The organism is Brevibacterium sp. RIT 803 (genome assembly GCF_016892625.1).
Classification (GTDB): domain Bacteria; phylum Actinomycetota; class Actinomycetes; order Actinomycetales; family Brevibacteriaceae; genus Brevibacterium.
Genome location: NZ_JAFEMW010000007.1, coordinates 20,456 through 37,231, shown reverse-complemented (window position 1 = coordinate 37,231; position 16,776 = coordinate 20,456). Strand labels below are relative to the sequence as shown.

17 protein-coding genes are annotated in these 16,776 nt (G+C 62.1%); 5 read left to right on the top strand and 12 right to left on the bottom strand.

Going from position 1 to position 16,776, the window contains the following annotated elements; translation table 11 throughout:
* The first annotated feature begins 16 nt into the window (after positions 1-16).
* The 5 genes from JTF07_RS20045 to JTF07_RS20025 all read left to right on the top strand — a co-directional run bounded on the left by JTF07_RS20045 (position 17) and on the right by JTF07_RS20025 (position 4,811).
* Positions 17-1,240 (top strand): ABC transporter substrate-binding protein, encoded by a 1,224-nt coding sequence (locus tag JTF07_RS20045; RefSeq protein WP_204235955.1) that lies wholly within the window; start codon positions 17-19, stop codon positions 1,238-1,240.
* 85 nt (positions 1,241-1,325) lie between these two features.
* A complete protein-coding gene (locus JTF07_RS20040; protein ID WP_204235954.1) occupies positions 1,326-2,192 on the top strand; it encodes a branched-chain amino acid ABC transporter permease in 867 nt (288 codons plus the stop codon).
* Positions 2,189-3,337 carry a branched-chain amino acid ABC transporter permease gene (locus tag JTF07_RS20035; protein WP_252199979.1) on the top strand — a complete coding sequence of 383 codons (1,149 nt, stop codon included), beginning with the start codon at positions 2,189-2,191 and terminating at the stop codon, positions 3,335-3,337. The genes JTF07_RS20040 and JTF07_RS20035 overlap by 4 nt, the downstream gene beginning before the upstream one ends.
* Positions 3,337-4,107: an ABC transporter ATP-binding protein gene (locus tag JTF07_RS20030; protein WP_213018982.1), complete on the top strand. Its 771-nt coding sequence runs from the start codon at positions 3,337-3,339 to the stop codon at positions 4,105-4,107. The genes JTF07_RS20035 and JTF07_RS20030 overlap by 1 nt, the downstream gene beginning before the upstream one ends.
* On the top strand, positions 4,107-4,811 hold the full coding sequence (locus JTF07_RS20025; RefSeq protein WP_204235952.1) for an ABC transporter ATP-binding protein: 705 nt from the start codon (positions 4,107-4,109) through the stop codon (positions 4,809-4,811). Before JTF07_RS20030 ends, JTF07_RS20025 begins: the two co-directional genes overlap by 1 nt.
* 25 nt (positions 4,812-4,836) lie before the next feature.
* Here JTF07_RS20025 and JTF07_RS20020 read toward each other — a convergent pair whose 3' ends face one another.
* The 12 genes from JTF07_RS20020 to pyrG form a co-directional block, all read right to left on the bottom strand.
* Positions 4,837-5,457: an L-threonylcarbamoyladenylate synthase gene (locus JTF07_RS20020; protein ID WP_204235951.1), complete on the bottom strand. Its 621-nt coding sequence runs from the start codon at positions 5,455-5,457 to the stop codon at positions 4,837-4,839.
* An 84-nt stretch (positions 5,458-5,541) separates the two neighbouring features.
* Positions 5,542-6,837: an AI-2E family transporter gene (locus JTF07_RS20015; RefSeq protein WP_353844040.1), complete on the bottom strand. Its 1,296-nt coding sequence runs from the start codon at positions 6,835-6,837 to the stop codon at positions 5,542-5,544.
* The gene (gene der, locus JTF07_RS20010) at positions 6,838-8,349 is read right to left on the bottom strand and encodes a ribosome biogenesis GTPase Der (RefSeq protein WP_204235950.1); all 1,512 of its coding nucleotides are present in this window, start codon (positions 8,347-8,349) and stop codon (positions 6,838-6,840) included.
* Complete coding sequence (gene cmk / locus JTF07_RS20005; RefSeq protein WP_204235949.1) at positions 8,346-9,005, bottom strand: (d)CMP kinase; 660 nt, start codon at positions 9,003-9,005, stop codon at positions 8,346-8,348. Before cmk ends, der begins: the two co-directional genes overlap by 4 nt.
* Complete coding sequence (locus tag JTF07_RS20000) at positions 9,002-10,147, bottom strand: prephenate dehydrogenase (RefSeq protein WP_204235948.1); 1,146 nt, start codon at positions 10,145-10,147, stop codon at positions 9,002-9,004. Before JTF07_RS20000 ends, cmk begins: the two co-directional genes overlap by 4 nt.
* A complete protein-coding gene (locus tag JTF07_RS19995; RefSeq protein WP_252199978.1) occupies positions 10,144-11,004 on the bottom strand; it encodes a pseudouridine synthase in 861 nt (286 codons plus the stop codon). The genes JTF07_RS20000 and JTF07_RS19995 overlap by 4 nt, the downstream gene beginning before the upstream one ends.
* An 18-nt stretch (positions 11,005-11,022) precedes the next feature.
* Positions 11,023-11,655, bottom strand: a complete 633-nt coding sequence (gene scpB / locus JTF07_RS19990; RefSeq protein WP_204235946.1) for an SMC-Scp complex subunit ScpB — start codon at positions 11,653-11,655, stop codon at positions 11,023-11,025.
* Complete coding sequence (locus JTF07_RS19985) at positions 11,652-12,491, bottom strand: segregation and condensation protein A (RefSeq protein WP_353844041.1); 840 nt, start codon at positions 12,489-12,491, stop codon at positions 11,652-11,654. Before JTF07_RS19985 ends, scpB begins: the two co-directional genes overlap by 4 nt.
* A 74-nt stretch (positions 12,492-12,565) precedes the next feature.
* Positions 12,566-13,435, bottom strand: coding sequence for a ParA family protein (locus JTF07_RS19980; RefSeq protein ID WP_204235945.1), 870 nt, complete (start codon positions 13,433-13,435; stop codon positions 12,566-12,568).
* Between the two features lie 39 nt (positions 13,436-13,474).
* Positions 13,475-14,422: a site-specific tyrosine recombinase XerD gene (gene xerD / locus JTF07_RS19975; RefSeq protein WP_204235944.1), complete on the bottom strand. Its 948-nt coding sequence runs from the start codon at positions 14,420-14,422 to the stop codon at positions 13,475-13,477.
* A gap of 10 nt (positions 14,423-14,432) precedes the next feature.
* Positions 14,433-15,080, bottom strand: a complete 648-nt coding sequence (locus JTF07_RS19970; protein WP_204235943.1) for an NUDIX domain-containing protein — start codon at positions 15,078-15,080, stop codon at positions 14,433-14,435.
* Positions 15,081-15,092: 12 nt separating this feature from the next.
* Positions 15,093-16,775, bottom strand: a complete 1,683-nt coding sequence (gene pyrG / locus JTF07_RS19965; protein ID WP_213018989.1) for a CTP synthase — start codon at positions 16,773-16,775, stop codon at positions 15,093-15,095.
* Position 16,776: the final 1 nt, after the last annotated feature.

Below are 16,776 nucleotides of genomic sequence, written 5' to 3'. Positions count from 1 at the left end.
TTTCAAAGGAGAAAAGATGACCTCAATCCCGCGAAGGGCGAGCCGTCCTGTGCTTGCGGCGGCCGTGATCAGCACTTTCGCACTGACCCTCGGGGCCTGCGGTGGGGGCGGTGGAAGCGGTGACTCCGGTGGCGATGGCTCGGTCGTCATCGGCTATACCGGCCCCCTGAGCGGCGGCGGCGCGGCCTATGGAGAGAATGTCCAGACGGGCCTCCAGATGGCTGTCGATGACCTCAACAAAGATGGTCTCGAAGTCGACGGGACGAAGGTCACTATCGAGCTCAAGTCCCTTGACGACAAGTACGCACCCTCCACCGCGGCGAGCAACGCTCAGCGACTGGCAGACCAAGACAAAGCACCGGTCGTCGTCTCCCCCAACGCCGGCGCGATCAAAGCGATTCAGCAGATCAACAACGGCCGATCCAAGTTCATGATCTCCGCGTACACCTCGGATCCCGCCATTGTGCAGTCTGACAATCCGCTGACGATGATGATTCCTCCGAACTTCGAGTCCTACGCCAAGCCGTTCACCGAACAGGGAATGAAGAATGGTGGCAAGAAGCTCGCGCTGCTCGGCACACAGAGTGAATACGGTCAGCAGTGGACGAAGGCAATCACGGACGAGTGGAAGAAGGCAGACGGCAAGATCGGGGCAGATAACAGCATTGACTACGCCACGGTGTCGGACTTCGCGGGCCCAGTCTCGAAGGCCCTGTCCGAGAAGCCGGACAGCATCTTCGTCGGTGGCCCCTCACAGCCGACTGCGCTGATCATGGAAGAAGCGAAGAAGCAGGGCTTCACGGGCAGCTTCCTCGTCATGGACCAGGCGAAACTCGACGAAATGGCGACCGTGACGAAGCCGAAGAACCTGACGAACTCCGTCGGAGTGCTGCCGGTCAAGGAATACGAAGATCCGGGCACGAAGGACTTCCTGAAGAAGTTCGCGGAGGCTGCCGGTGAGAAGAAGGTGGCGACCAGTGAGACCGCGCTGAACTATCAGAGCATCGCCATCATCGCCAAGGCGATGGAGGTCGCTGGGACCACCAGCGATCCCGAGAAGATCCGGGCGGCAGTGCCGGATGCGCTGAGCAAGGTCGACGACAAGTACAAGGTCAACGGCTTCCCGACGAAAATCACCGATCAGGGGCATTTGATGAATCCTGAATTGGAGGTCACCTACCTGAACAAGGACGAGAAGTACACGAAGGTACCCGTCGAGCAGGTTTCCGACGCCAAGTAGTCACCATCGTCGGCGCTTCCCACAGCGGGGTATGAGCTTCATGCCCCGCTGTCGCGCCGTCTGACGTCCTGTGAGGATTCGCTTCATGACACTTTTCACCCAACAGCTCTTCAACGGCGTTGCACTCGGCGGTGTGTACTGCCTTGCCGCAATAGGCCTGACCCTGGTCTTCGGCGTCCTACGCATTCCCAACCTCGCGCACGGTTCGCTCTACATGCTCGGCGCCTACGTCACGTACTTCTTTCTGACCACTGTCGGAGTGCCTTATGTGGCTGCCATCGGCATTGCAGCACTCATCCTGTTCGTCCTCGGTGTCCTGCTCGAACGCTTGGTCTTCCACCCCCTGCGCAACTCACCGCACACTCATCACATGATTGCCGCCATCGGCGCCATGTTCTTCTTCCAGGCCGTCGCTCAGGCGATCTGGGGTGCTGATTTCCGGCGGATGGAGACACCGATCTCCGGAAGTCTGAAGATTCTGGGCGCAGAGATCTCCGCACAGCGCATCGTGATCATCGTGACTGCAGTCGTTGTGCTCTCCCTGCTGACATGGTTCATCAAACGGTCCATTCACGGCCAGACGATCGAGGCCATCGAGCAGGATCGGACCGGAGCAGCTCTGGTCGGAATCAACCCCGCGATGGTCTCGATGCTCACCTTGGGCCTATCGGCACTTCTGGTGACGATCGCCGCTGGCCTTGTGTCTCCCATCAATCTCCTCTCCCCCACGATGGGTGATTCGCTCAACCTCAAGGTGTTCGCGATCATCATCCTCGGCGGGCTCGGTTCACTGCCAGGCGCCATCGTCGGCAGCTTCGCGCTTGCGATCACCGAGACGATGACATCAACGTACATCTCCTCGGCTGTCGGCGAGGCCGTGGCCTTCATCGTTCTGGTGGCGGTCCTGGCGATCAAACCCACTGGCCTGTTCGCAAAGGCGGTGCAGCGATGAGTGCACTGAAGAATCCTCGAATCATCGGAACCTTGGCCGTGCTGCTCATCATTGCCCTGACACCAGTGGCATTCGGCGATGAGAATTACATCATGCGAGTGATCACCGTCGGCCTGTGTTCGGCGATCGCGGTCTACGGGATGAACATCATCCTCGGCTTCACGGGGCAGCTGTCTCTGGCCCAAGGCGGCTTCTTCGGCATCGGAGCCTACACAGTCGGCTTGCTGACAACCGATTTCGACTGGTCGTTCTGGCAGGCCTTCCTCGTCGGAGTGGTCGGCACTTCTGCCATCGGGTACCTGTCCGGACTGATCGCACTGCGCACCAAGGACGAATATTTCGCCATCTTCACGATGGCCATCGGCTTCATCATCTACCTGACCATCAGCCGGTGGGAGGCGGTGACTCACGCCCATTCCGGCGTCAACAATGTGAAGTTCCCCGAGGCTGGAGACATCGTGGACTTCAGCAATCCGACAGTGATGTTCTACCTCGTCTTCATCATTCTGCTGATCTGCGTCTATATCACCTACGCGATTCGACGCTCCAGCGTTGGACGTACGCTGCTGACGATTCGAACCAGCGAAGACCTTGCCGATGCGATCGGCGTCAATGTGGGGCTGAGCAAGCAGCTCGCCTTCGCCGCCTCGGCGTTCTTCGGCGGGATCGGCGGCGGCCTCTACGCCTCCGTGGTCGGTTTCATCGGACCCGATGCGGCGACCGTGGACAAGACCTTCGAGTTCCTGATGTTCATCCTTGTCGGAGGAATGGGCACTGTCGCGGGGCCACTGGTAGGCACCATGATTGTGACCTTCCTGTTCGAACTCTTCCAGGACTTCCAGGCCTACCGTTTCATCGTGCTCGGACCCATCATCATTGCTCTTGTCATCTTCGCTCCTCGCGGAATCGTGGGGTATCTGGGAGGGTTCATCGACAAACGAGCTCGGAACCGACGAATCGGCTCCGCCCACAAGGATGGGACTGCCCAGTCACACAGCACCGCAGAGGCGAACGGCACTGCCACGCCTGACGACTCTGTTCGGGCCGACAACACTGCTGACTCAGACGGCTCCACTCGGCCCGGCACTGCTGAGCGCAGGGAAACGGCTGCCGACACCATCACCACTGAGGATGAGGAGAAGTGATGCTGCTCGAAATTCGAGGGCTCGGAAAGCGCTTCGGCGGCCTCGATGCCGTGAAGAACGTCGATCTCGATGTGCAGGAAGGACAGATCACCGCTGTGATCGGGCCGAACGGTGCCGGCAAGTCGACGCTGTTCAATCTCATCCACGGGTTCTATCGCCCCACCGCCGGAACTGTGTCCTTCAACGGTCGTGATATCACCCAGTCGTCTCCGCACAGCTCGGTCAACGGGGGTATTGCGCGAACCTTCCAGACGACGCACCTCTTCGACGATTCCACGCTGCTGGAGAACGTGTTGGCCGGTCGCATCGTGCGTTCCAAGTCCAATGTGTTCGACGCGATCTTCCACACGCCGCGGCATCGACGCGAATCGGCGCTCAACCATGACAAGGCGCTCGAGGCCCTCGAATTCTGCGGTGTCGCCGAGTTCCGCCACGATCTTGCTTCAAATGTGCCGCAAGAAGTGCAGAAGCGCACGGCCGTGGCCATGGCATTGGCGACCGAACCGGAGCTGATGCTCCTCGACGAGCCGGCTGGAGGCATTCCCGAGGAGGAGACGACGGACTTCGGCAACCTCATCCGTTCGCTGCCCAGTCGCGGGGTGTCAGTGCTGTTGGTCGAACACAAGATGTCGATGATCATGGACCTGGCGGACACGATCCTCGTCCTCGACCACGGCCAGAAACTGGCGATCGGCTCCCCGGCGGAGATCCAGAGCAACCCAGACGTGATTCGTGCCTACCTGGGATCGACCAAGGATGAGGAGAACTGATGCTTTCTCTGGAGAACGTAAGCGTCGGCTATGACGCGACTGATGTGCTGCACGGGGTGAGCATCACCGCACGGCCCGGTGAGCTGACGGTGATCCTTGGGGCGAACGGGTCTGGGAAGACCACCTTGTTCAAAACCATCAGCGGACTTCTGCGAACTCGCTCGGGAACGATCGAATACGACGGGCAGACGATCCAACGAACGCGCCCCAACAGCATCGTCAAGCGCGGCATAGCACACTGCCCCGAGGGGCGGCATCTGTTCGGCAAGATGTCAGTGGAGAAGAATCTTCGGCTGGGCACGTACCCGCACAGGGACCGCACCCGCACCGAGGAGATCCTGAGCGAAGTGCTCGAGCTGTTTCCCATCTTGAAGGAGAAGTCTGCCCAGCCGGCAGGTTCGTTGTCAGGCGGGCAGCAGCAGATGGTGGCGATCGGTCGCGCACTGATGTCGGATCCCAGCCTGCTGATCTTGGACGAGCCGTCTATGGGGTTGGCTCCCCTCGTTGTCGAACAGGTGCTCGAGTCGATTGCCCAGATCAACAGAAACGGGATCGGTGTACTGCTCAGTGAGCAGAATGCGAAGGCTTCATTGGCGATCGCTCACCGCGGTTATGTGCTGGCAGAAGGACGCGTGGTGCTCGCCGATGATGCCGAGAAGCTGCTCGACAATCCCCAAGTGCAGGCAGCCTACCTGGGACTGTGAGCGAACTTGTGCGATCCGCTGACGCTCATTCGAAGCGTGAGACGTCCCCGGCCCCGACGCGTGCGACCTCTGGCTCCCGACCGGTGAAGTCGATGACGGAGGTGGGAACAGTTCCCGGCACTCCCGACTCGATGACCACATCCACATCGTGTCCGATCTGATCGACGACATCGTCGGCCTGGGTCAGCGGGTCCTCTGCACCAGGCAGCAGCAGCGTCGATGACAGAATGGGCTCGCCCATTGCCTCAACCAGTGCCAGAGCTGTGACGTTCTCCGGGATTCGCGCACCGACCGAGTGCTTTTTCGCGTGCATCATACGACGTGGGACCTCCTTCGTCGCCTTCATGATGAACGTGTAGGGCCCCGGGGTCATCGACTTGATGATCCGGAAATCAGAGTTGTCGACGATGACGAACTGTCCCAACTGCGCGAAGTCCCGGCACATCAGAGTGAAGTGATGTTTCGAGTCCAACTGTCGGATACGGGTGATCCGCTCGATCCCGGCCTTGTTGTCTAAGGCACAGCCCAACGCATAGCACGAGTCTGTGGGGTAGGCGATCAATCCGCCGTCCCGCAGAGTCTGCACGGCCTTTTCGATCATTCGGTTCTGTGGATTCTCAGGATGGATATTCAGTAGCGTCGCCATACTTCATGCTAACCATTCACAGCGCACGAGGCGAGAGTCAAGACGCAAACGCTCGGACAATTCTTCGCCCGTCGACCCAAGGGGTCAGTTCGTCGGCGACTCGTCTGCCCGAGTAACAGGTGACTTGCCCGAGGTCGACACGCGAGCTTGCTCATCAGCTGACTCAGGTGACTCGGGAGTCTCGGGAGTCTCGCTGTCTTCACCGGACGCGGAGGAATCGTCCCCAGAATCCTCTTCAGCCGTCCCGAGAGGCGACACCGGTGGCTCCTGCGTCGACGACTTCGCAGTCCCCGGGTCGGAGGCGATGAGGATGTTCACCCACTTCGCCTTCGGGTCCGCGTCGACGAGCAGCGCCTTCAGCAGCAGTGTCGCAGGCAGCGCGAGCAGAGCGCCGAGCCATCCGAACACCCATACCCAGAACAGCAGCGACAGGAAGGACACCAACGGTGTGACTCCGACCGACTCGCCTGTGAACTTCGGTTGGATGATCGATTGGATGACAAAGTTGAGCACACTGTAGGCGATGACGACCCACAGGCCCGACTGCCACCCGCCGTCGACGAGGGCGAGCAGTGCGGGAGGTATGAGACCGATGACGAATCCGATGTTCGGAATGTAGTTCGTCAGGAATGCCAGCACACCCCAGACCCAGATCAGCGGCACATCGATGATCGCCAAGGCGATGACGTCGAGGAGCGCGACGATGAGGCCGAAGATCGTCGCCACGATCCAGTAGCGTCGGACACCGCTGGCGAAGCCGCTCAGCGAGGCCGAAAACGCGGGTTTGGCGTCGTGCAGCATCAGCATGCGCTTATTGATGCCCATGGAGTCCATGGCGACGAAGAACACCGCCATCACCACCGTGGTGAGCAGGCCAGCGACCATCGAGACATTGGTCAGCAGCGGGTAGATGGCATCGAAGATGGATCTGACGTCGAACTGCTTGAACTGCTCTTCGAGCACCGTGGACGTCACACCGATGTCGGACAGGAAGGCCAAGGCGTTCTGGTAATTGGCGACCAGCTGATCGCCGTAGCTGGGAATGAGGATCACGAGCTCTGCGACAGACCATGCCGTGAGCCCGAAGAAGCCGAAGATCATGACCAGTACGAGGATCACCGAGATACAGGCACCGATTGCCCGTGGGACCTTCAGCCTGGTCAGATAGTTCTGCAGCGGATAGACGACGATGTAGAAGTTCAGCGCCAGGAACACTGGAGCGGCGATGTCCTGAAGTCCCCTGAAGAACATCAGAGCATACGCGAGACCGGCAAGAGTCAGCGCGATTACCAGCACCCTGGCAGGCTGACTCGTATGCCAAGGACGATGCTCCCGAGTCAGTCCTTGCGGCTGCTCGCGGATCTGACCGTCATCGCTCACTCAGCGCCCTTTCCGCTTCTCCCTGATCCGCATCGACACCTCAATGGGAGTTCCCTTGAATCCGAACGTCTCACGCAGACGCCTGATGATGAAACGACGATACCCCGGATCGAGGAAGCCGGAGGTGAAGAGCACGAATTTCGGAGGGCGAGATTGTGCCTGGGTACCGAACAGGATCCTCGGCTGCTTGCCTCCGCGCACCGGGTGGGGGTTCGCTGCGACCAGTTCCCCGAGAAACGCGTTGAGGCGTCCGGTCGGGATGCGCGTGTCCCACCCCTCCAGAGCCGCTTCCATCGCTGGGACCAGCTTGTCGGCGTGGCGTCCTGTCTTCGCTGAGATGTTCACGCGCGGTGCCCAGGCCACATGTGCCAGGTCCCGTTCGATCTCGCGTTCGAGGTAGTAGCGACGTTCGTCGTCGAGCAGATCCCACTTGTTGAACGCCAGCACCACGGCACGACCGGCCTCGGCGGCTGTCGTGACGATGCGGACGTCCTGCTCACTCAGCGGTTCCTGGACCTCGAGGAGGACCAGGGCCAGCTCAGCGCGTTCCAGAGCGGTCTGGGTGCGCAGCGCCGCGTAGAAGTCAGCACCGCTGGCCTGATGTGCTCGACGGCGGATGCCGGCGGTGTCAACGAAACGCCACTGCTTGTCACCGAGCTCGATGAGTTCGTCGACCGGGTCACGGGTGGTGCCGGCGACATTGTCGACGAGCACACGGTCGGAGCCGATGAGCTGATTGAGCAGGGAGGACTTTCCGACATTCGGTCGGCCCACCAGAGCAATCCGGCGCGGTCCGCCGTCTTCGACGCGGGTTTCGACGGCGGAGACCTCGGGCAGGATGTTCAGCACTTCGTCGAGGAGGTCAGCGACCCCGCGACCGTGGAGTCCGGACACCGTCCACGGCTGTCCGAGGCCCAGGCCCCAGAGCTCGGCGGCCATGAGCTCGCCGCGTTCGTCATCGACCTTGTTCGCTGCCAGGATGACGGGCTTCTTCTTCCTCCGCAGCATCTTCACGACCAGTTCATCGGTCGCGGTCGGTCCGGTCGTCGCGTCCACGACGAGGACCACGGCATCGGCCATGTCGACTGCGACCTCGGACTGGATCGCGATGCGAGAGGCCATGCCCTTGGAATCGGAGTCCCAGCCGCCGGTGTCGACGAGGGTGAATTCCTTCGTGTTCCATTCCGCCCGGTAGCTGACCCGGTCACGGGTGACTCCGGGGACGTCTTCGACCACGGCTTCGCGCCGGCCGAGGATCCTGTTGACCAGGGTCGATTTGCCCACGTTGGGGCGACCGACGACGGCCAGGACGGGATCAGCCCCGCGGGACTCTTCGGCTTCGAACTCGAAGCCGTAGGCGTCGAGCAGTGCCCGGTCTTCGTCTTCGAGGTCATAGCTGGAGAGTCCGGCTTCGAGAGCAGTCGCCCTCTTCTCGGCCTCCTCGTCGCTGATGTTCTCGAGACGCTCGGCCAGATGCTCGTCCGGGTTCTCGTGGAATTCTGAATCAGTCATTGTGAGTCCTTCACCAGTTTCAGCACCGTCTCGACCACCTGGTCGAAATCGATGTCACTGGTATCGAGTGTGTAGACGCCTTCGGAGGCCTCTAGGAAGCTTGTTGTCGCTGAGTCCTTGGCGTCACGGCCTGTGACCTGGGATTGGGTGGCGGCGAGTGCCTCGACGTCGGCATTTCCGTGGAGCTCCTTGGCCCGGCGGGCCACGCGCACCTCGTCACGAGCGGTCATGAGGATGCGCACCGGGGCATCCGGAGCCACGACGGTCGTGATGTCACGACCCTCGACGACGATTCCCTCGGCTGCCGCAGAGATGATGGTCCGCTGCATGTCGATGAGCTCTTCACGGGCATCGACGACAGCAGACACGGTCTGCACGTTCTCCGATACCTCGGGCTCACGGATCTCCTCGCTGACATCGATTCCGTCGACGGAGACGAAGAACTCGTCCGGATCGGTCGAAATCTCCAGATCGACCCCGCGCACCTGTTCGAGGACGTCGACCGGGTCGGTCACGCCCCGGTTCAGGCACAGCCAGGCCATCGCACGGTACATGGCACCCGTGTCGAGGTAGCTGTAGCCCAATCGGCGGGCCGTTTCCTTCGCGGTGCTCGACTTGCCGACCCCGCTTGGTCCGTCAATGGCGACGACGCTCATGCAATTCCCTCTCTCTCGATGGCGGATTCTGGAATCTGCCATCCCTTCGACAACAAACCGATTTCAAGTTCCTGCTGGGTGGCCGGCACCACCGAGACATCGACGATTCCGAGCTTCTGGTCCGGTGCGTGGTCCATCCGGAAATCCTCGACGTTGATGTTCAGGTCCCCGATGTCCTTGAACAGTGTGGCCAGGGTTCCCGGGGTGTCGGGAATCAGGATCGTGACTTCAGCATATTTGGTCGGAGCCTGTCCGTGCTTGCCTGGGATCCGATCGTGACCTTCGTTGCCCAAGGCAATGGCCTTGGCCAGCGCACCGGTCGCACCCGGGCCCATCTCCAAAGCGGTGATGACCTCGTCGAGTTCGGTCCGCAGATCCACCAGCACGGAGCGGACCTCCTCGGAGTTTCCGGCCAGGATCTGCGTCCACAGACGCGGATCGGAGGCGGCGATCCGCGTCACGTCTCGCAGTCCCTGACCTGCCAGTGCGACTTCCTCCAGCGGCGCGTGCCGGAGTTGGGAGGCGACCAGAGAGGCGACGACCTGCGGCACGTGGGAGACCTTCGCGACTGCGGCATCGTGGATGCGCGGATCGAGGTGGATGACCGAGGCGCCGGTGGCCTCCGCCATCGTCACGACCTCGCCGAGGCGGTTGTGCGGTGTGTTCTCGTCCGAGCAGATCACCCATGGTCGAGCTGTGAACAGGTCCGATCGGGCAGCGATCGCTCCCGACTTCTCCCGGCCTGCCATCGGGTGGCACCCGATGTAGCGGTCGAGTTCGCTGCGTCCGACGAGTTCACGCACCGATTCGAGCAGGCTGGTCTTGACGCTTGCGACGTCCGTGACCGTCGCGTTCGGGTATGTTTCCAGAGCCGTTGCGATGGTCTGGGCCGCAACATCGGGTGGGGTGGCGATGACGACGATCTGCGGATCCCCGCCATTGCCGCCTTCACTGCTGCTATCGTCATGGCCGTCATAGCCGTCATGGCCGCCATCGGGGAAGATCGTCCCTGCACCCAGATCGGCTGCCAGCTGCTGAGCAGTCGGTGAGGTGTCCTCGAGGCTGACCTGGTACTTCTGTGCGCTCAGCGCCAGTCCGAGGCTTGCACCCAGCAGACCAGTGCCGATGATGTGGATTCTCACAAGCCGACGGCCTCGAAGAGCTCGCCGATCTCGTCTGAGCGCAGTGGGCGGATCTTGCCCTGTTTCTGTTCGTCCAAGGTGATCGGACCGAACTTGATCCGAACCAGACGCTCGACCGGGTTGCCGACCTCTTTGAGGAGCCGACGCACGATCCGGTTGCGCCCCGAATGCAGAGTCAGTTCGACCACCGACTTGCCCGGTGTCGAGTCCACGAGTTTGAACCCATCGACCTTGACGAAGCCGTCCTCCAGGTCGATGCCGGCCTTGAGGCGGGAACTGACGTCCTTGGCCAGCTGTCCCTTGACCTGCGCAAGGTAGGTCTTCGGAATCTCGTAGCGCGGGTGAGCCAGTCGGTTGCTCAGCTCTCCGTCATTGGTCAGAAGGATGAGTCCTTCGGTCTCCGTGTCGAGACGTCCGACGTGGAAGAGTCGTTCGACGTGGTTGTTGACGTAGTCGGCCAAGCATGGTCGACCGTCGGGATCGCTCATCGTCGACACGACACCTGCGGGCTTATTCAACACCAGGTAGACCTTCGCGGTCTGTGTCGAAATTCTCATTGTGTCCACGTACACGGACTGGGTCTCGGGGTCGATTCGCGTGCCCAGCTCGGTCACCATGGCACCGTCGACTTCGACCCGACCGTCGAGGATCAGCTGCTCACAGGCGCGACGTGAGCCCAAGCCCGCCTCGGCGAGGATCTTCTGGAGTCTCACACCCCCGCTGACATGGGCATCCGACTTCTCGCCCGTGCCTGACTGCGAACGCTGGGAGCCCTTTGAGGAGGCGCTGGATCGCTGTTTTCGGGTCGGACGATTGTTGCGCCCGCCTGGCGCTCGGGGATCACGGTATGGACTCATAATCTCCATTCTCTCAAATCAATCGTCAACTCGTGACATCTCGTCGTCGAGATCGGCCATTTCGTCGTCCACAGAGGCCAGAACCTCGGAATTGTCGGCACCCAATTCGGCGACATCGGCGTCCTCGGGAAGGTACGGAGCGATCTCCGGCAGGTCGTCGATGCTGTTCATCCCCAACGCGTCGAGGAACTGGTGCGTGGTGGTGTAGAGCAGCGCCGAGGTGGTCGCTTCCTTCCCCGCTTCGACGATGAGTCCGCGCAGGAGCAGGGTGCGAATGACACCGTCGACGCTGACCCCTCGGATGGCGGCGATGCGCGGGCGCGATATCGGCTGCCGGTAGGCGATGACGGCGAGTGTCTCGAGTGCGGCTTGGGAGAGCTTCGCGCTCTGGCCAGACGTGAGGAAGTCCTTGACGATCTCGTGATAGTCCCCGCGGGAGAAGATCCTGAAGCCTCCGGCGACCAGGCGGATCTCGAATCCGCGCTGCCGGCCGCCGTCTCTGCCGTCGTAGTCGGCCTTGAGTTCGGCAATGGCATCCGTGATCGTGTCCTCGTCGAGTCCGAGGGCAGTGGCCAGCTCATTCGCCGAGACTGCGGAGTCGCTGATCATGAGGACCGCTTCGATCCCGGCCAGAATTTCGTCGTCGATCATGCAGATCCTTCTTCGTCATCGTGCGCACTCTCAGGTTCGCCGTCAATGCCTTCAGCATCCGCGCTGACGACTCCTTGGACGTTCGCGGCGTCGAGTTCCGCATCGCCGTCCCACTCCCCCTCGGTGCGCAGGTCCACCCCATCATCGGTGGACTCGGTACGGGAGATGAACAGCGGTCCGAGCGGCTCCTCTTGGGCGAAGTCACAGAGGCCGACCTTGAAGAGTTCCAGCAGTGCCAGGAACCGGGCCACGACGACCAAGGTGTTCTCGGAGGTGTCGAGGAGTCTCTGGAAGTCGAGGTCCCCGGAGCGCAGCAGGCTGAGGATGTGGCCGCGCTGCTCAGAGACGCTGACCAGCGGCAGGTGGATGTGGTCGACGGCGACGCTCGGCGGCGTGTGGTCGCGCTGGAGCACAGTCGCATAGAGTCCGGCCAGCTCACCTGGCCCGATATGGATCTGAAGCGGCGGCAGCACGTCCTGGAACTCGGGTTCGAGTCCAACGCTGCGCGGCGCCCTGATCGATCCCGCCGCCATGGCATCGGCGAAGAATCTGCTCACGGACTTATAGGCCCGGTACTGCAGCAGGCGGGCGAAGAGAAGATCGCGGGCCTCGAGCAGTTCGAGGTCGAGTTCCTCTTCGCCGTCCTCGTTCGGCAGCAGACGCGCCGTCTTGAGGTCGAGGAGAGTCGCAGCCACCAGTAGGAACTGGGAGATCTCTGCAAGGCTGGAACCGGCTTTGGCACCTGCCCGTTGACTCAGACCGGTCGTGTAGGCGATGAACTCATCAGTCACCTCGGCGAGGGCGATCTCAGTGACGTCGAGACGACGTTTGGAGATCAGGCCCAGGAGCAGGTCGAAGGGACCGGAGAAGTTCTCCAGCTCAACCTGGAACCCTTCGTGTACGGTCTCGCTCAGGGTGCGCCTCCGCGGGCGATGAGTTCCCTGGCCAGGCGACGGTAGGCCTCGGAGCCTGCGTGCCTGGGTGCGAAGCTCGTGATCGGTTCGGCAGCGACCGAGGCGTCAGGGAACTTCACTGTGCGGTTGATGACCGTGTCGAAGACCTTGTCGTCGAAGGCCTCTGTCACGCGCGACATGACCTCCTTCGAGTGGAGGGTGCGCGAGTCGAACATCGTCGCCAGGATCCCGTCGACGACGAGGGAGGGATTGAGGCGGTCCTGGATCTTCTCGATGGTCTCCACGAGCAGTGCGACGCCGCGGAGGGCGAAGAACTCGGTCTCAAGCGGAATGATGACACCGTGCGCGGCTGTCAGAGCGTTGACGGTCAGCAGGCCCAGGGAGGGCTGGCAGTCGATGAGGATGACATCGTATTCGTCGGTGACCTTCGACAGGACTCGTGAGAGGATCTGCTCACGGGCGACCTCGCCCACGAGCTGGACTTCAGCGGCGGAGAGGTCGATGTTGGCCGGGAGGATGTCGATGTTCTCGAAGTCGGTGCTGACGATGACCTCGTGCGGATCCATCCGCGAATTCATCAGCAGGTTGTAGATGCTGATTTCCAGGTCGTAGGGGTTGACGCCCAGACCGACGGACAAGGCACCCTGCGGGTCGAAGTCGACGAGGAGCATCTTGCGCCCGTAGGCGGCCAGAGAGGCGCCGAGGTTGATCGATGAGGTCGTCTTGCCGACGCCGCCCTTCTGGTTGACCATCGCGATGATGCGGGCAGGCCCATGAGTGTCCAGCGGTGCTGGCTCGTCGAAGTCCTGCTGCTCAGGGTCAGTGGATTTCGATTTGGGAATATCCAGCGCCTGTTGCGTATTCATCACTCGGATGGCCACCTTTCGTTGCTCTCTGCCCCAACCCTACCGCGCCCGGGGGTGAGAGGTCGCGTACACTTCACGCAATGTTTCCTCTGACACCTTGGTATAGATCTGCGTGGTCGTGACTGACGCGTGTCCCAGCAGTTCCTGGACGACGCGAATATCGGCTCCGCCCTCCAGCAGGTGTGTCGCGAACGAGTGCCGGAACGTGTGCGGTGAGACTTCTGCTTCCAGCCCGGCGAGTTCACCTGCGTCCTTGACGATCTGCCACGCGGTCTGACGCGACAGGCGGGTCCCCCGCGCATTGAGGAACAGGGCCCCGGCCGGTGCTGATGATCTGGCCTTCGCGGCCATGCTCGGTCGAATCCTCGACACCCAGGCACCAAGGGCTGTGGAGGCGTGGGAGCCGAAGGGCACGATCCGTTCCTTCCCGCCCTTGCCGTAGAGGCGTACGAGGTTGGTCTCGAGATCGACGTCGTCGAGGTCGACCCCGACTGCCTCGGAGATCCGGGCCCCCGTTGCGTAGAGCAGCTCGAGAAGTGCTGCCGCTCTGATTTGTGCGGGCTCCTCGCCGCCAGTTGTGGCCAGCATCGCTTCGACATCGTCCAGAGACAGCGCCTTGGGCAGGCGCAGCCCCTCCTGTGGTGGGCTGACCTCAGATGCGGGATCCGTGGCCGCCAGTCCCTCACCGAGGGCGAATCCGTGGAAACGGCGCACCGCGACGAGCGCTCGCGCACGAGTCCGGGGGGCCAGGTTCTCATCGAGCAGATGCAGAGCGAAGGCTTCGACGTGGGTGCGTGCGACCTCGCCGAGGTCACCGATCCCCTGCCCGTTCAGCCAGGTGCCGTACCTGGCCAGGTCACGGGCGTAGGCATCGATGGAGTTCCGCGAGAGCCCACGCTCGAACCGCAGTGAGTTCAGATACGTGACGAAGGCGCGGGACAGCGACTGCGGCAGCTCCGGGAGCAGTTCGGCACCGTGCCGGGCCATGGATCAGACCTCAGACTCGCGGTCGGCCATCAATGAGACGGCGAGGCGCATCGACGCCGCGGGTTCTGATGGGCTCCCCGACGGCTTCGGCACGCAGGATCCGATCCACCTGCAGGATCGCCAGCTGCGCGATCGAGTTCGTGATCTCGCCGGCGCCCACTGCGTCGAGAGCCTCATCAAGGCTGGCCCAGCGGAATCTGAAGCCCGCTTCCTCTTCGCTGCGTTCGTGCCGTTCCTCGTCTGCGATGAGCTCGAGGTCCCGGGCCAGGTAGAGGCGGATCGATTCGCTGCTGCCGCCTGGTGTCAGGCAGGAGTCGGTGAGGACTTCCCAGCGTCCGGCTCTCAGATCGGCTTCTTCTGCCAGTTCTCGCTTCGCTGCGGCGAAGGGATCTTCGCCGGGGATATCGAGGAGTCCGGCGGGGACTTCCCAGAGCCTGGCCCGGACGGGATGGCGGTACTGCTGGATGAGCAGGATCCGCTCCTGCTCATCCACGCACGCAATGGCAACAGCACCCGTGTGAGCCATCATGTCGCGCACAAGCCCAGATGCTTCGGGCAAGTCGAAGGTCTCTCGCCGGATGTTCCACACCGCTCCGTGGTAGACCACGTCGGATTCGGTGATGGTCGGCGTATAGGCTTCGTCGCGCAGATCGCTCATTTGGGGCCCTGCCTACTTCTGGGACTTCAGCGCCGCTGCCACGAGCCCCGCGAACAGCGGATGCGGCTTAGTCGGGCGTGACTTGAGCTCGGGGTGAGCCTGCGTCGCCACGTAGTAGGGGTGCTCGGATTCCGGCAGCTCGACGAATTCTACGAGTTCACCGCTGGGTGAGGTGCCCGAGAAGTGGAGTCCTGCCGTGGCCAGCTGTTCGCGGTAGGCGTTGTTGACCTCGTAGCGGTGACGGTGGCGTTCGGTGATGAGCGTCGAATCGTAGACTCCGGCGACGACGCTTCCTTCATCGAGCTTCGCCTCGTAGGTGCCCAAGCGCATGGTTCCGCCCAGGTCGCCTTCGCCTTCGACGATGGAGAGCTGTTCGGCCATTGTGGCGATGACGGGGACCTGCGTATCGGGGTCGAATTCGGAGGATGATGCCTCGTCGATGCCGGCCACGTTCCGGGCATACTCGATGACCATGCACTGCAGGCCCAGGCACAGACCCAGAGTCGGAATTCCGCTCGTGCGGGCGTATTCGAGTGCGCCGAGTTTGCCGTCGATGCCGCGGATGCCGAAGCCGCCGGGCACGCAGATCGCATCCAGATCGGACAGACGCTCACGAGCGCCTTCCTCTGTGTCGCAGTCATCGGAGGCGATCCATTCGACCTTGACCTTGGCATTGTTGGCGAAACCACCGGCGCGCAACGCCTCGGTGACCGAGAGATAGGCATCCGGGAGGTCGATGTACTTGCCGACGATGCCGATGCGCACAGTGTGCTCGGGGTTGTGGACGCGCTCGAGAACCCAGTCCCACTTCGTCCAGTCGACATCACGGAAGGGAAGGTTGAGGCGACGGATCACGTAGACGTCGAGGCCTCCGTCGTGGAGGACCTTCGGAATGTCATAGATGCTCGGTGCGTCCACGCAGGACACGACCGCATCTGACTCCACGTCGCAGGAGGAGGCGATCTTCGTGCGGATCGAGTCGGGAAGCTCCCTGTCGGAGCGCAGCACAATCGCGTCGGGCTGGATGCCGATCGAGCGCAGTGCCGCCACAGAGTGCTGAGTCGGCTTCGTCTTCAGCTCACCGGAGGGCCCGAGGTACGGAACCAGGGACACGTGGATGAAGAACACGTTGTCGCGGCCGATGTCGTGTCGGACCTGACGTGCGGCCTCGAGGAACGGCTGGGATTCGATGTCACCGACAGTTCCGCCGATCTCGGTGATGATGACATCGGGACGTTCGTCGATAGGACGTTCGGCCTGGGCCCGCATCCGCGACTTGATCTCGTCGGTGATGTGCGGGATGACCTGAACGGTGTCGCCGAGGTAGGCCCCGCGACGTTCCTTGGCGATGACCGAGGAGTAGACCTGTCCGGTCGTCACGTTGGCTGCGCCGTCGAGATCGACGTCGAGGAAACGCTCGTAATGGCCGATGTCGAGGTCGGTCTCAGCACCGTCTTCGGTGACGAAGACTTCGCCGTGCTGGAAGGGATTCATTGTTCCGGGATCCACATTGAGGTAGGGATCCAGCTTCTGCATTGCTACCGAGAGTCCGCGCTGAGTGAGCAGGTGGCCGAGGCTCGATGCCGTCAGTCCTTTGCCCAACGAAGAGGCAACGCCTCCCGTGACGAAGATGTGCTTTGCCGTATTTGTGCCGCCTGGGCCAGTTCGATTCACCACGGGATTTGATCCTATCAAA

Excerpts from the sequence above, each read along its gene's own strand:
- JTF07_RS20045 (WP_204235955.1), top strand. The coding sequence starts at position 17 with ATGACCTCAATCCCGCGAAGGGCGAGCCGTCCTGTGCTTGCGGCGGCC.
- JTF07_RS20040 (WP_204235954.1), top strand. The coding sequence starts at position 1,326 with ATGACACTTTTCACCCAACAGCTCTTCAACGGCGTTGCACTCGGCGGT.
- JTF07_RS20035 (WP_252199979.1), top strand. The coding sequence starts at position 2,189 with ATGAGTGCACTGAAGAATCCTCGAATCATCGGAACCTTGGCCGTGCTG.
- JTF07_RS20030 (WP_213018982.1), top strand. The coding sequence starts at position 3,337 with ATGCTGCTCGAAATTCGAGGGCTCGGAAAGCGCTTCGGCGGCCTCGAT.
- JTF07_RS20025 (WP_204235952.1), top strand. The coding sequence starts at position 4,107 with ATGCTTTCTCTGGAGAACGTAAGCGTCGGCTATGACGCGACTGATGTG.
- JTF07_RS20020 (WP_204235951.1), bottom strand. The coding sequence starts at position 5,457 with ATGGCGACGCTACTGAATATCCATCCTGAGAATCCACAGAACCGAATG.
- der (WP_204235950.1), bottom strand. The coding sequence starts at position 8,349 with ATGACTGATTCAGAATTCCACGAGAACCCGGACGAGCATCTGGCCGAG.
- cmk (WP_204235949.1), bottom strand. The coding sequence starts at position 9,005 with ATGAGCGTCGTCGCCATTGACGGACCAAGCGGGGTCGGCAAGTCGAGC.
- JTF07_RS19995 (WP_252199978.1), bottom strand. The coding sequence starts at position 11,004 with ATGAGTCCATACCGTGATCCCCGAGCGCCAGGCGGGCGCAACAATCGT.
- scpB (WP_204235946.1), bottom strand. The coding sequence starts at position 11,655 with ATGATCGACGACGAAATTCTGGCCGGGATCGAAGCGGTCCTCATGATC.
- JTF07_RS19980 (WP_204235945.1), bottom strand. The coding sequence starts at position 13,435 with ATGAATACGCAACAGGCGCTGGATATTCCCAAATCGAAATCCACTGAC.
- xerD (WP_204235944.1), bottom strand. The coding sequence starts at position 14,422 with ATGGCCCGGCACGGTGCCGAACTGCTCCCGGAGCTGCCGCAGTCGCTG.
- JTF07_RS19970 (WP_204235943.1), bottom strand. The coding sequence starts at position 15,080 with ATGAGCGATCTGCGCGACGAAGCCTATACGCCGACCATCACCGAATCC.